11 protein-coding genes are annotated in these 12,410 nt (G+C 53.6%); 10 read left to right on the top strand and 1 reads right to left on the bottom strand.

The window, feature by feature from the left end; genetic code table 11:
- The first annotated feature begins 19 nt into the window (after positions 1-19).
- The 3 genes from BST81_RS20970 to BST81_RS20980 all read left to right on the top strand — a co-directional run bounded on the left by BST81_RS20970 (position 20) and on the right by BST81_RS20980 (position 2,021).
- Positions 20-373 (top strand): DUF1257 domain-containing protein, encoded by a 354-nt coding sequence (locus tag BST81_RS20970; protein WP_075600467.1) that lies wholly within the window; start codon positions 20-22, stop codon positions 371-373.
- A gap of 199 nt (positions 374-572) precedes the next feature.
- Positions 573-1,463, top strand: a complete 891-nt coding sequence (locus BST81_RS20975; RefSeq protein ID WP_075600468.1) for an inositol monophosphatase family protein — start codon at positions 573-575, stop codon at positions 1,461-1,463.
- A 69-nt stretch (positions 1,464-1,532) separates the two neighbouring features.
- Complete coding sequence (locus BST81_RS20980) at positions 1,533-2,021, top strand: hypothetical protein (RefSeq protein ID WP_075600469.1); 489 nt, start codon at positions 1,533-1,535, stop codon at positions 2,019-2,021.
- On the opposite strand, the gene BST81_RS20985 is transcribed toward BST81_RS20980, so the two are convergent.
- A complete protein-coding gene (locus tag BST81_RS20985; RefSeq protein WP_075600470.1) occupies positions 2,018-2,215 on the bottom strand; it encodes an electron transporter in 198 nt (65 codons plus the stop codon). The genes BST81_RS20980 and BST81_RS20985 overlap by 4 nt on opposite strands.
- Positions 2,216-2,516: 301 nt before the next feature.
- Between BST81_RS20985 and BST81_RS20990 the strand changes: the two genes are divergently transcribed.
- From BST81_RS20990 to BST81_RS21020, 7 genes are all read left to right on the top strand, one after another.
- Positions 2,517-4,829: an NACHT domain-containing NTPase gene (locus BST81_RS20990; protein ID WP_075600471.1), complete on the top strand. Its 2,313-nt coding sequence runs from the start codon at positions 2,517-2,519 to the stop codon at positions 4,827-4,829.
- Positions 4,830-4,948: 119 nt separating this feature from the next.
- Positions 4,949-9,049: a response regulator gene (locus BST81_RS20995; protein ID WP_075600472.1), complete on the top strand. Its 4,101-nt coding sequence runs from the start codon at positions 4,949-4,951 to the stop codon at positions 9,047-9,049.
- Between the two features lie 28 nt (positions 9,050-9,077).
- Positions 9,078-9,563 carry a response regulator gene (locus tag BST81_RS21000; protein ID WP_075600473.1) on the top strand — a complete coding sequence of 162 codons (486 nt, stop codon included), beginning with the start codon at positions 9,078-9,080 and terminating at the stop codon, positions 9,561-9,563.
- 51 nt (positions 9,564-9,614) lie between these two features.
- Positions 9,615-9,932 (top strand): 2TM domain-containing protein, encoded by a 318-nt coding sequence (locus BST81_RS21005; protein WP_075600474.1) that lies wholly within the window; start codon positions 9,615-9,617, stop codon positions 9,930-9,932.
- 117 nt (positions 9,933-10,049) lie between these two features.
- Entirely contained in the window at positions 10,050-10,358 is a 309-nt protein-coding gene (locus BST81_RS21010; RefSeq protein ID WP_075600475.1) for a DUF3181 family protein, read from the top strand.
- Positions 10,359-10,517: 159 nt separating this feature from the next.
- Positions 10,518-11,453, top strand: coding sequence for a glycosyltransferase family 2 protein (locus tag BST81_RS21015; RefSeq protein ID WP_075600476.1), 936 nt, complete (start codon positions 10,518-10,520; stop codon positions 11,451-11,453).
- 11 nt (positions 11,454-11,464) lie between these two features.
- Complete coding sequence (locus BST81_RS21020) at positions 11,465-12,403, top strand: glycosyltransferase family 2 protein (protein ID WP_075600477.1); 939 nt, start codon at positions 11,465-11,467, stop codon at positions 12,401-12,403.
- Positions 12,404-12,410 lie beyond the last annotated feature (7 nt).

The raw sequence follows: 12,410 nt of genomic DNA on the forward strand, positions 1-12,410 counted from the left end.
CTCTTCAGGAGGATTCCCAATGTCTCACTTTAGCACTTTGCGCACCAAAATTACTGACGCCGAAATTCTGAAGGCCTCCCTGCGTGACCTGGGTATCACCGTCAAGACCGAGGCTGATGTTCGCGGGTACAACGGTCAGCGAGTTCGTTCTGATATCGTTGCTGTTCTGGAAGGCGAGTATGACCTTGGCTGGTCTCGCAATAGCGACGGTTCCTTTGATCTGATTGCTGACCTGTGGGGTGTTGCCAAGAAGCATAACCAGACTGAGTTGATTAACTCAATCAACCAGAAGTATGCCGTCAATAAGACCCTGGCAGAGGTGAAGCGCCCTGGCCTACAAAATGCCAACGTTAAGTTGGTTCTGCAAAAGTAACTTTTCTGCGCGTTCCCAAGCTTGCGGGTTAACCAGTCTGTAGGTTAGCCCGTTTTTTCCTGGGGATTTTTGATAGAGCCGTCACCGCCTTCATGCAGAAAACTGCCATAAATCCGCAGAAGCGCCCCATTGGGATAGAAATATCCTGGTGGGGCATCTGTACAATGGGCAGTGTTGTCGCGGAAATAGGCGATCGGTCATGGGGAACAGGATTACACCATATTTTTCGCTGGAGCAGGATCAACGGATTCGGCAAATCGTGCAAGACTGTGGCCGCAAAGTCAGAAATCTGGCTGCCGAGCAACTGGAGGTCTTCCAAAAGGGTCCGAACGATTATGTCACCAATGTCGATCGAGAACTGGATCGATACCTATCCAATGCCTTTCAGTCCCTATTTCCGGAGGATGGCATCGTCACGGAAGAAAATGCCCAATCCAGAGACGCCTTTTTCCGTAACGTCGATCGGCTGTGGGTGATCGATCCCCTGGATGGAACCGAAGATTTTATTCAGGGGAAGGCGGAATATTCCGTCATGGTTGGGTTACTCCAGGCCAGTCGCCCTATTGCTGGCTGGATTTACGCCCCCGTGACCGACCAAATGTACTTTGGTAGTCCCCAGTCTGGACTATTTAAGACAACCGGTGACGCCTTACCCCAGAGCCTGCAACCCACTCAACCCCCTGCGCTCTCCAGGGAATTTTGCCCCGTCATGATTGGAACCAGGGACCAGAAGAATTTTGGGCTGGCTCTTTCACAGGCTATCCCTGGCATCCAGTTTAGTTCTCTCGGCAGTTTTGGCCTCAAGGTGATGGAAGTGATTCTAGGTAGAGCAGGACTGTATCTTTACCTGAATGGTCGAGTTAAGGTATGGGACACTGCTGGCCCCCTGGCCCTGGCCCAAACCGCCGGACTGGTCTGCTGCGACCTGGCAGGTGAGCCGATTAGCTTCCTGCCTGAGGCCCTGAACCTGGAAACCCTGAGCCACAAACAAGCGATCTTAGTTGGCTGGCCAACATACATGGAGCCTCTTCTGCCCAAAATCAGACAGGTTGCAACGCTAGCCCTCCCTGACAGTCACAACCCAACCTGATTTTTAGAGTACAAATCTACTAAAAAACGATCCCATTATGGTAAAGTACTCCTGAATCGGAGTCAGGCTATGAGTGGAATCACCCGCAGACTATCTATTCCTGAACTGAGTCAGCAAATTCTGCAAATGGCAGAATTGGGCGTTTACAGGGAATCCATTTTGGAAGCCTTCCAACCTCTAGCAACTCAGAAAGAAATCCGTTGCGCGATCGCCCATGCCAAACGGTTTGGACTACACTCCGTGCCCAATCTGCGCGATGCGGAATTGGGGACTTATTACCAGCTCGACCAAACCAAGTATCAATCTTTACAACATTTACTCGATCGACCCGAAACCTTCGGGAAAGATGCCGACCTGATTCAGCGCGTGACCCAGGCGAGTCAATCCCTGGAATTAACCCTGACGATCGCCCGAGGTGTTACCGTTGCCCTGACCTGCCTCACGATCGTCGCCTGGTGCATGGGTGGAGAGCAAATCAGTCTGGGGCTTCTGGGAAGCACCGTCAGTGCCGCCGGAATCTGGGCCTTACAGAAAGCCTTGACTGGACGATTCTCTTAAGCCAAGAACCCTAATCTCTTCCCATTGTCACGAGCCAGACGGATCAAGTTTTGCCGTTGGGTGCGGTCAATGGTCATGCCTTCACAGAAAGCCGTGATGACCTCGGCATGGATGGCGATGGCTTGACCCCGCATCTGATTGAATTTTGCTTTACCAATCCGGTTCCGCAGCAAACAGACAATCGGTGCAAACATGATGAACTCCTTCTGTATCGTTTTGTTTACTTTTCTTTACATATATTAACAAATATTTCTAAATGATCAAGGCATGGTGAGTATTTTTGCTCATTTCTTTAAATAAGGGGGGTCTCGATAAAGCAGCAGGGGGGGCTGGCAGGAGTGGTCCGGGAAGGTCCGGCTCGCAATCACCCATTGAACGGGTATTCCAGCAATGTCTCATTCGACACGTACTTTCCGGATCGCCTCACAAAGTCTGGAAAATTGGAGTTGGAGTATGATTCGCCATCGCCCCATGAGGGGGTAAGTGCTGAAGGGAATGGCAAAACGATCTCTGAAAGCTTCTCCAAGTGGAATTGTTAGAGCAAAACAGGCCTTCCAACGACGAGAATGGACCCAGGAATATCTGGCCAGTGAAGTCGGTTTACAAACCCGCCAACCCATCTGGAAATTTTTTTCTGGCCGCCCGATCGAGCGACATCTGTTCATTGATATTTGCTTCCGCCTGGATCTGGATTGGGAAGACATTGCCGATCGACCCCGGTTAGACGATCCGATCGACAATCCAGAGCCGATCTCAGACCCCAATCAGCAGCCGTCCTTGCCCTGGGTTCAGCAGGTCCAGGCCCAACTTGAGCCCGTGATCCAGACCCAATGTGGAGTCCTCCAAACCACGATCGATCTGGCCCAACCCCTTCCCCTTTTGCAGGTCTACACCGATGTCTATCTATTACCCCACCTGTCCAGTCAGCGCTGGTTAGAGGTAGAGGATCTGCAGCCCAGTCCAGCCCATCTGAGATCGGGGCACGGCTTTCCCTCTGGCGTATCCCGAATCAAAGCATGGGAAGCTCTGGCAACCTATCCCAAACTCCTGATTTTGGGTCAGCCGGGATCAGGAAAGACCACACTCTTGCAGTATCTTGCCCTGCAATGCCTCCAGGGCTCTGTCCAAGGCGATCGGATTCCCATTTTCCTTCCCCTGCGGCACCTGCACAATGCAGCCACCTCCGCCCTGGAAGCAGTGATTCACCAACAATGGAGTGAATTTGGCCTCACCCAGGACCAGAGTCAAACCCTATTGAAGCAGGGTAAAGCCCTGTTGTTGCTGGATGGATTGGATGAAGTCAACCCGGCTGAGCAGGACCTGCTCCACTATCAGATCCAAAAATTTGCCGACACCTATCATCAGGTTCTGATTGTCATCACAAGCCGACTGGCTGCCCGGGAGCATTCCTTCCAGGGGTTTGCCCGTATGGAAGTTGCGGACTTTGACCCTTCCCAAATCACGAGCTTTGTCCACAAGTGGTTCGTCGCCATGAATCCAACCGCCCCTGAGGTGGGAACGGCTCGGGCGACCCAATTTCTGGAACAGTTACAACGGCGGGAAAATCAACCCATTCTGGAACTGGCCGTCACCCCAATTCTGCTCCACCTGGCCTGTCTGGTCTTTCAAGAACGGGGAGCCTTTCCCAAAAAGCGGTCACAACTTTATCAAAGCAGTCTGGATATTCTGCTGGTGCGATGGGACAGTGCCCGTGGCATTCAACGACAAACTGGAGACAGCCTGTTCCATCTTTCATTGGCCGATCGCATCACCCTGCTCAGTCAAATGGCCGCCACCATGTTTGAACAGGGCCGTTATTTTTTCGATAAAGCAGAAGTTCTGCCCCTGATTGTGGCACATCTGGCCACCCATGGAGACGGCAATCTCGACCCTGAAACGCTCTGGCAGGCCGGTGAAGACATTCTACGCACGATCGCCTGCCACCATGGTCTTTTAATTGAACGGGCCAGAGATGTGTATTCCTTTTCCCACCTCACGTTTCAGGAATACCTGACTGCCCGGCGCAGTTTTATCAACAGTCTAGCTCCCGCGCCATCTGAGTCTAACGGGAAGTCCCCGGCATGGTTGGCCTTAAGCCACCACGTTTTGGAACCCCACTGGCACGAGGTCATCGCCCTGACGGCTGAACTGCTCCCAGGAGCAGACCCCCTGATCGAGGCCATGATCAGCCAGATTGAGGATTTGACGACAGCCCCTGCCCTGCAACCGCTCCTCCACTGGGCTCAACGCAAAGCAGTTGTGATTGATCGTAGTCATCCGGCTGCCGTGCGGGCCTTTTACTTATCGCTGGCCCTCGGCCAGGGTCTGGATCTGGCTTCTGCCCTGGATCCACATCTGGCGATGGACCTGCCATCCGATCTGGCCCTCGATCGGGCCCTGATGCATCTTCTGAGTCTAGCCAAGGCTCTGGTCATTGCCCCCACGATAGAGCAAAGTTTGTCCCTCTGTTTCGCCTTCGATCTGGAGCAGCGGTTTAGCATTGCCGCTCAGTTTAGCCAGGAGTTACAAACCCTGCGCGACGACCTGATGACCGGAACACCCAATGAGCCTTCCCTGCAGGTCTGGTGCGAGGAGGCTGGAGGCCCTTGGTTGGAGCAACTCCGGCAGACCCTAATCACCGGGCGTGATGTGGGCCATGACTGGCAACTGACCCCATCCCAATGGGAGCAAATGCAAGGCTACTACCAGGCCAACCTGTTTATCATGCAATGCCTGAGCCGGGGTGTACGAATTACCCCTGCACTCCAGGGAAAGCTGACCCAAAGGCTATTGCAGATTCAAGTCTAGAATTTCACCGATCAATCCCTATGCCCTACTTGAATGGTGATCGCGACAATTATTTCCACCCAAGCACTTCAGGCAACCCCTCTTTCATACCCAGTTTTGAGTCACTAGGCCATTAGACTATGCAAGTCGATCTTTCTTCCAGCCCTGAGGGTCGCAAGCAATTTTATGATCAGGTCGCCGAGATTGCTCTCCAGATCTACCAATCGGTGAACTTGAGTGAAACCCTCAGCACCACGGTACAGGAAGTGCGTCGGCTGCTGCAGACCGATCGCGTCCTGATCTATCGGTTTCAACCGGATGGAAACGGTACTGTGCTGTCAGAGTCAGTGGGAACGGATTGGACCGCAATTAAAGGCATGACGATTGCCGATCCTTGTTTTGAATCGGGATGGTTTCAACCTTATGTGGAGGGCCGGGTACGGGCGATCGATGACATCCACCAGGCTGATCTGCAAGATTGCCACATTGAGATGCTGGAACAGTTTCAGGTCCGGGCCAACCTGGTCATTCCGATTTTGCACGGCTATCCAGAACTCCTGGTCTTCAAGTCTTCCCTGCAAGAAGAGGCTCAACCTTCCATGGCTGAGATGGAGCAACGCTGCATCGAAGATTTGGAGCGGGAAGCCAAACTGCATAATTTTCGCTACTCCGAACTCTGGGGGTTGTTAATTGTTCATCACTGTTCCGCTCCCCGCTCCTGGAGCCCTCTGGAAATCGCCTTTTTGCAACAACTGGCCGTTCACATTTCCACCGCCATCCAAAAGTCAAAGCTGCAGCAATTCTCTGAGTGGCTGATTGATAGCAGTGTAGATGGCATTTTTGCCTTCAACAGAGAGTGTCGTTACATTGTCTGGAACTCGGGCATGGAGCGCATCTCCGGTGTCAAACGGATTGAAACACTAGGCCGCATCGCCTTTGACCTCTTCCCCTTTTTGCAAACCACCCAGGAAGATGCCTTGTTCTATGCCGCCCTGGGCGGGGAAACGGTGATCTCCAAAGACAAACCCTGCGCTTTCTCCCTTCAGGGGCAACAGGGGGTTTTAGAAACCCATTACTGCCCCCTGAAGGGAGAATCCGGCACCATCATTGGTGGGATTGGGATTGTGCGCGATATCACCGAGCGAAAACGGGCAGAAGAACAACTCCAGGCCACTACCCTACGCCTGAGCACCCTGATTAAAAGCCTTCAGGCCGGGGTCTTACTGGAAGATGAGAATCGCCGGATTATCCTGACCAATGAAGCATTTTGCCAGTTGTTCAGCCTCTCAATGCCTCCAACAGCCTTGGTAGGCCAGGATTGTAGACAGGCTGTCCAGGGCACTTTAGCCCTGATCAAAGATCCAAACGGCTTTGCGCTCCGCTTGCAGGAGGTTTTACGCCAGCGTCAACCGGTTCTCGGTGAAGCGATCGATCTGGCCGATGGCCGCATTCTGGAGCGAGACTACGCCCCTATCTTTGCCGGAGAGGATTACCGGGGACATCTCTGGCAGTATCGGGATATCAGCGATCGCAAACGGGCAGAGCGACGATTGGCCCAGTTGAAAGACTGTTTCCTCAACTTTGGCAGCGATCCGAATGACAATATCAATCACCTGGTTGCCCTCTGCGGAGAAGCTCTACAAGCCACCTGCGCCATCTATACCCATCTTGAAGGAAATTGCCTGGTGGCGATCGGGCAATGGCAGACCCCACCTGATTTCCCTCCCCAACATCCAGCAGAGGGACACCTGTACCATGAGGTGATTCACCAAAACGGAGATAGCCCCCTGGTTGTCCACCAACTGACCCAAACCCCCTATGCCCAGATCGACCCCAACATCCGGCGCTACCAGTGGCAAACCTACGCCGGGGTATCTGTGAAATGGAATCGGGTCGCTGTGGGTTCTCTCTGTGTCCTGTATGGGTCGGATGTGGCTCCCAGTGCCGAAGATTTGCAATTTATGAGCATTATTGCTGGGGCGATCGGGGTGGAAGAGGAGCGCTGGCAATCAGCTCAGGCTTTAGAGCGCCAAAATCTGGTTCTGGAGCAGGCCAGGGCGATCGCGGAAACCGCCAACCGGGCCAAAAGTACATTCCTGGCCACCATGAGCCATGAAATCCGCACTCCCATGAACGCGGTGATTGGCATGACCGGCCTGTTGCTCAACACTCGCCTCAGCCCTGAACAACGGGATTATGTGCAGACCGTTCGGAGCAGCAGCCAGACGTTGCTGACCCTGATCAATGACATCCTGGACTTTTCGAAGATCGAGTCTGGCAAGTTGGAACTGGAGGAACATCCCTTCAACCTCCATACCTGCCTGGAGGAATCCCTCGATCTGGTCGCGCCCCAAGCTGCCGCCAAAAACCTGGAGCTCAGTTACCTGATCGATCCCCAGGTTCCCGCCCAAATCATTGGAGATATCACACGACTCCGACAGGTCCTGGTCAATCTCGTCAGTAACGCCGTTAAGTTCACTGAGGTCGGAGAGGTGGTGATTGCCGTCTCCGTCTGTGCGATCGGGAAAGAGCAGGAAATTCAGGCTCTCCCCACCCAGGGACAACCGGAGGCTCCTCTCTACACCCTCCTATTCACGGTAAAAGATACCGGAATTGGGATTTCGCCCGATCGCCTCGATCGGCTATTTCAGCGGTTCAGCCAGGCGGATGCTTCTGTGACCCGTCAGTATGGCGGGACCGGACTGGGCTTGGCCATCAGCAAGCGGATCTGCGAGATTATGGGTGGGAGCATGTGGGTCAAGAGCCACAACCATGTGGGTGGAACCCCCCCCGCCACTGTTCCCTCCTCGATTCTGGATGCCCCTGTCTTCTCAGCCTCCTCCCATCGCACCTTCCATTCCAAGTATCAGCCGTCTACCTCCCAGGGCACCACCTTCTATTTCACAGTCACAGTTCGCACCGCTCCTACTTCCTTAGCCCATGCTCCCATCTTTCCCGAACCTGATCTGGCCGGGAAGCGTTTGCTGATTGTCCATGGCAGTGCCATGAGCCGCCATTCCCTGGCATTGCAGATGCTGGCCTGGGGCATTAAGGTCCAAGCCGTCCACACAGGGATGGCCGCCCTGAAGCAACTCAAGCAGGGAAAAGCCCCAGATGCTGTGTTGATTGAGATGACCCTTCCCGATCAGGATGGGCTGGAGTTGGCCGGGCAAATCCACACCCTCCCTGGCCAAGCAACCCTACCGATCATCCTGCTTCGGCCTGTGGGACAGCAGATTCTTACCCTGGAGAACAGGCAGGTCGATCGCTTCACCTGCTTGAATAAACCCGTCAAAACAGCCCAACTGCATCAGGTTCTGGTGCAAGTCGTCCTGGGCCGCTCCTCCGAACCGGTTGCCCCCAGTACAATTCTGCTCTCCGATCCGGAGCTGGCGGATCTGCTATCCGCCGATCGCTTACCCCTGAACATTCTGGTCGTCGATGACATCACCATCAACCAGACCATTATGTTGAAGATGCTAGAAAACCTGGGCTATCGGGCTGATGTTGCCAACAATGGGAAAGAAGCCGTGGAATGCCTCAGGCGGCAACCCTACGACCTGGTGTTTATGGATGTGCAGATGCCGGATATGGATGGGCTGGAGGCCACTCGCCAGATCCGCCAGGGGGAAACAGATTATCCCCCCCCCTGGGTCGTTGCAGTCACAGCCCATGCTATGCAGAGCGATCGGGAAGAATGTTTGAACGCAGGAATGGATGACTACATCAGTAAGCCGATTTTTATGGAGGAACTGATCCGAGTGTTGAACCATTACCGCGATCGCCATCAGATTCCTCTGGGAGCACCCCGCTTCTCGACTGATGCCTTTGAGTCAGCAGGGACCATGGGGGGATATTCTCCTGCACCGTTGCCCAACAGGGCTGGCTCTACAGATGCCGTGATTGACGATCAGGTTGTCCAGAGCCTGATGCAAATGTTCGGCCAGGAAGCCATCCCACTCCTGGCCGAACTCTTCCAGAACTACCAGGAAGATGCCCCGATCAGTTTGCAACGAATTCAGACTGCGATCGTGGAGCAGAACGATGCCGCTCTCAAAACAGCCGCCCATGCCCTCCGTTCCATGAGCCTTAATCTCGGCATGATCGCCCTGGGAGAACTGTGCAAAACCCTAGAGATGAATGCGAAAAGCCATCACCTCGATGGAGCAGCCGAGCTACTGAGCCAGATTGAGACTGAATATCAGCGATCGCTGATCACCTTTCAGCAGCAATATCTTTGACCTCCAGTCCTTTATTTTAAATCTTCTGATGAATTTTTCTTCCTTTGAACCGAAGACATTGACTGTGCTCGTAGTGGACGACGAACGAAACCTGCGCCTGTTGCTCTGTCGAGCCATGGAAACAGAAGGCTACCAGGTGCAGGAGGCCAGCAGCGGAGAATCCTGCCTGGCCCTCTGTGAGCAACACCTGCCAGATTTAATTTTGCTGGATGCCGTCATGCCCGATCTGGATGGGTTTGCCTGTTGTAACCAGCTTCAGGCGCGTCTGGCCGATCGCTGCCCTCCGATTCTGATGATCACAGCCCTGTCTGACTGTGAATCCGTAGACCGAGCCTTTGCAGCCGGGGCAATTGATTTTGTCACCAAACCCATTCAGTGGCCTGTCCTCCGCCGCCGCGTTCAGCGCATTTTACAGACCCATCAGGCTATGACAGAGCTCCGACAACTGAGAGCACAGGTCAAAGCGCTCCAGGAAGCTGCCAGCCCGCAGACCCCTGAGACGTATATCACCTGATGGAGAATTGCTATAGATTGGAGTCAGCTTGTATTTACTGAGTGGATCCTTATGCCTCCTCGCTGGCCCCGTCAACCCGATCGCAAAGACCCAGCCTATCGCCGGTTAGACGATCGGATGAACTTTGCTGTCCATGTTGCCCTTTTTGCGGTAACCAATTCTGGTCTGTGGTTCTTCCAGCTTCTTAACCATGCTGGAAATACTGCCGCTATCTGGCCGATCACCCCCTGGATTACGGGAGGCTGGTTATTCATCCTGTTCCTGCATGCGGTCTATATTTTCAAGGTAGCTGACTACTCCTATGCTGCCGTCGAGATGGGGGCTCCCCCAGATAGCCCCCCGACTCGTGGTAAGTCAATCAATGATTGACGGGTAGCCAAAATCCAGGTTGTTGATTGGGGTTAAATTTTGCGGGTCTTCGACCCGTCAAAATCTTCCTGACGGAACACTAGCTCTGCTGATTAATTCACCCTCGGAGGTCTGACGATGGCACGATCGAACACGACTGAACTGCTGGAAGCTCTCGCCGCTGAGCTTGGCGAAAATATCTATCTGGATATTGCCAAGTGGCATCTCCATCTGGAGAATGCCAAACTCCATACCCCTCTGGCTGAACAATTGTATCCCCTCTTAGCTGCTGGCCCCATTCAGGAGGATCAGGTCATCCGAATCTTAAGCACCATTCCCGTCAAAATTGGCGGCGGCAAGAAAGAGATTCCTCTCGTGGATCTGCTCCCGATGCAGTGCCAGGTGACCTTGATCGATATCCTGGAGCGATTCCAGAAGGATCTGTAACCAGGTCTGAACAATCCGATCGGTACAGGAGCATCCCTGCTGTCCCACCTGGCCCGAACAGGCATAACCATCCTGACCAGTCAGGCTCAGACAGGATAGAGTATGTGGGGAAGACATCGAATCCTATTTCTCTGGCCTCATTTCCATTCCTCTTAAGATATGCCCGATCCTCAAATCTCGGCTATTATCTGTACCCATAATCGGGATCATTACCTGGGCGCTGCGATCGACAGCCTGCTGCACCAGGATTTTTCAGCCTTTGAGGTCATCGTAGTCGATAACGCTTCCACCGATCGCACCCGGGCTGTAGTGGAAAGTCGGCTGCCCCATCCCAAACTGCAATATATTTACGAAGCCACCGTCGGACTCTCGGTAGCCCGCAATACGGGAGCCCATACCGCTATTGCCCCCATTCTGGCCTATCTGGATGATGATGCCGTCGCTTCTCCCCAGTGGCTTCAGGTTCTGGTCAAGGCCTATGGGGAGAATGAGCGACTGGCGATCGCAGGCGGGAAAGTCACCCTCCTTTGGCCTCCCGGTGTCACCCCTCCCCCCTGGCTCTCTTTGAATCTATCTGGCAACCTGGGGTACTACGATCTGGGGGATCAAGTGCTCTCGATTACAGAACCCGGCTTAACCCCACGGGGATTAAACTACTCCCTGCGTCGCAGCTTTTTAGATCAGGTAGGGGGATTTGATACCAACCTGGGCCGAGTGGGAAAAAACTTACTATCTAACGAAGAGTTACAAATGACCGAGAAGGCTCTGGAGTTGGGTTGGCAGGTCGCCTACCTACCCCAGGCTCTGGTGGCTCACAATGTCGCCCCGGAAAGGCTGGAACGATCCTGGTTTTTCCGCCGGAGCTGGTGGCAGGGGATCAGTGAATGCTATCGAGAGCAACTGGCGGGTCGGGATGGTCCGATCCAACTGACCAGGGGCGGAGAGCGGCTGTTACGGGGACTCTACAAGTGGGTACAATACTCCGGGGACCCGGCACACAGCTTCGATAAGCTCGTCTACGCCTACGGTCAGCTCGGTTACTTAAGTGCTGTGATTAAAGGTGTACTGTGGAAACCAACCCGGGCCAAACAGTGATAGGAGCCGCCATGTCCAAAATTCCGGTTTCTGTACTGATTCCTGCTAAGAATGAAGAGCTGAATCTCCCAGCCTGCCTGACCAGTGTCGCCAGGGCAGATGAAGTCTTTGTGGTGGACTCCCAAAGTAGCGATCGTACCGGTGAAATTGCCGAGCGCTATGGGGCTCAAGTGGTTCAGTTTCACTTCAATGGCCGCTGGCCGAAAAAGAAGAACTGGTCCCTGGAAAATCTTCCCTTCCGCAATGAGTGGATTCTGATTGTGGACTGTGATGAACGCATCACCCCCGAACTCTGGGAGGAAATCGCAACGGCCATCCAGAACCCAGCCTTCAATGGCTACTTCTTGAATCGCCGGGTTTTCTTTTTAGGGAAATGGATTCGGCATGGTGGCAAATATCCGGACTGGAACCTGCGCCTGTTCAAACACCAGGCCGGTCGTTATGAGAACCTGAATACGGAGGAGATCCGGAATACAGGGGATAACGAAGTCCATGAGCATGTCATTTTGCAGGGCAAAGTCGGTTACCTGAAGGAAGACATGCTCCATGAGGACTACCGGGATATTTACCACTGGCTAGAGCGGCACAATCGGTATTCCAACTGGGAGGCCCGGGTCTACCTGAATTTATTGACTGGTAAGGATGAGACCGGGTCAATCGGGGCCAATCTGTTTGGAGATGCCGTGCAACGTAAACGCTTCCTGAAAACCATCTGGGTGCGGTTACCCTTCAAGCCCATGTTACGATTCATCCTGTTTTACATTATTCGTCTGGGCTTTCTGGATGGCAGGGCCGGTTATATCTATGGCAGGCTTTTGAGCCAGTATGAGTATCAGATTGGGGTCAAGTTATACGAACTCCGCTATTGTGGTGGCCAGTTGAATACCGCCGTCACGGCTCCAGTTGCGCCTCCAGCCATCCCGCAGGTCGAGAAGCAAGCTGTTCCTTAAGTGGACC

Source organism: Leptolyngbya sp. 'hensonii', assembly GCF_001939115.1.
In the GTDB taxonomy this organism is placed as follows: domain Bacteria; phylum Cyanobacteriota; class Cyanobacteriia.

Excerpts from the sequence above, each read along its gene's own strand:
- BST81_RS20995 (WP_075600472.1), top strand. The coding sequence starts at position 4,949 with ATGCAAGTCGATCTTTCTTCCAGCCCTGAGGGTCGCAAGCAATTTTAT.
- BST81_RS21010 (WP_075600475.1), top strand. The coding sequence starts at position 10,050 with ATGGCACGATCGAACACGACTGAACTGCTGGAAGCTCTCGCCGCTGAG.
- BST81_RS20970 (WP_075600467.1), top strand. The coding sequence starts at position 20 with ATGTCTCACTTTAGCACTTTGCGCACCAAAATTACTGACGCCGAAATT.
- BST81_RS21015 (WP_075600476.1), top strand. The coding sequence starts at position 10,518 with ATGCCCGATCCTCAAATCTCGGCTATTATCTGTACCCATAATCGGGAT.
- BST81_RS20990 (WP_075600471.1), top strand. The coding sequence starts at position 2,517 with ATGGCAAAACGATCTCTGAAAGCTTCTCCAAGTGGAATTGTTAGAGCA.
- BST81_RS20975 (WP_075600468.1), top strand. The coding sequence starts at position 573 with ATGGGGAACAGGATTACACCATATTTTTCGCTGGAGCAGGATCAACGG.
- BST81_RS21000 (WP_075600473.1), top strand. The coding sequence starts at position 9,078 with ATGAATTTTTCTTCCTTTGAACCGAAGACATTGACTGTGCTCGTAGTG.
- BST81_RS21020 (WP_075600477.1), top strand. The coding sequence starts at position 11,465 with ATGTCCAAAATTCCGGTTTCTGTACTGATTCCTGCTAAGAATGAAGAG.
- BST81_RS21005 (WP_075600474.1), top strand. The coding sequence starts at position 9,615 with ATGCCTCCTCGCTGGCCCCGTCAACCCGATCGCAAAGACCCAGCCTAT.
- BST81_RS20980 (WP_075600469.1), top strand. The coding sequence starts at position 1,533 with ATGAGTGGAATCACCCGCAGACTATCTATTCCTGAACTGAGTCAGCAA.
- BST81_RS20985 (WP_075600470.1), bottom strand. The coding sequence starts at position 2,215 with ATGTTTGCACCGATTGTCTGTTTGCTGCGGAACCGGATTGGTAAAGCA.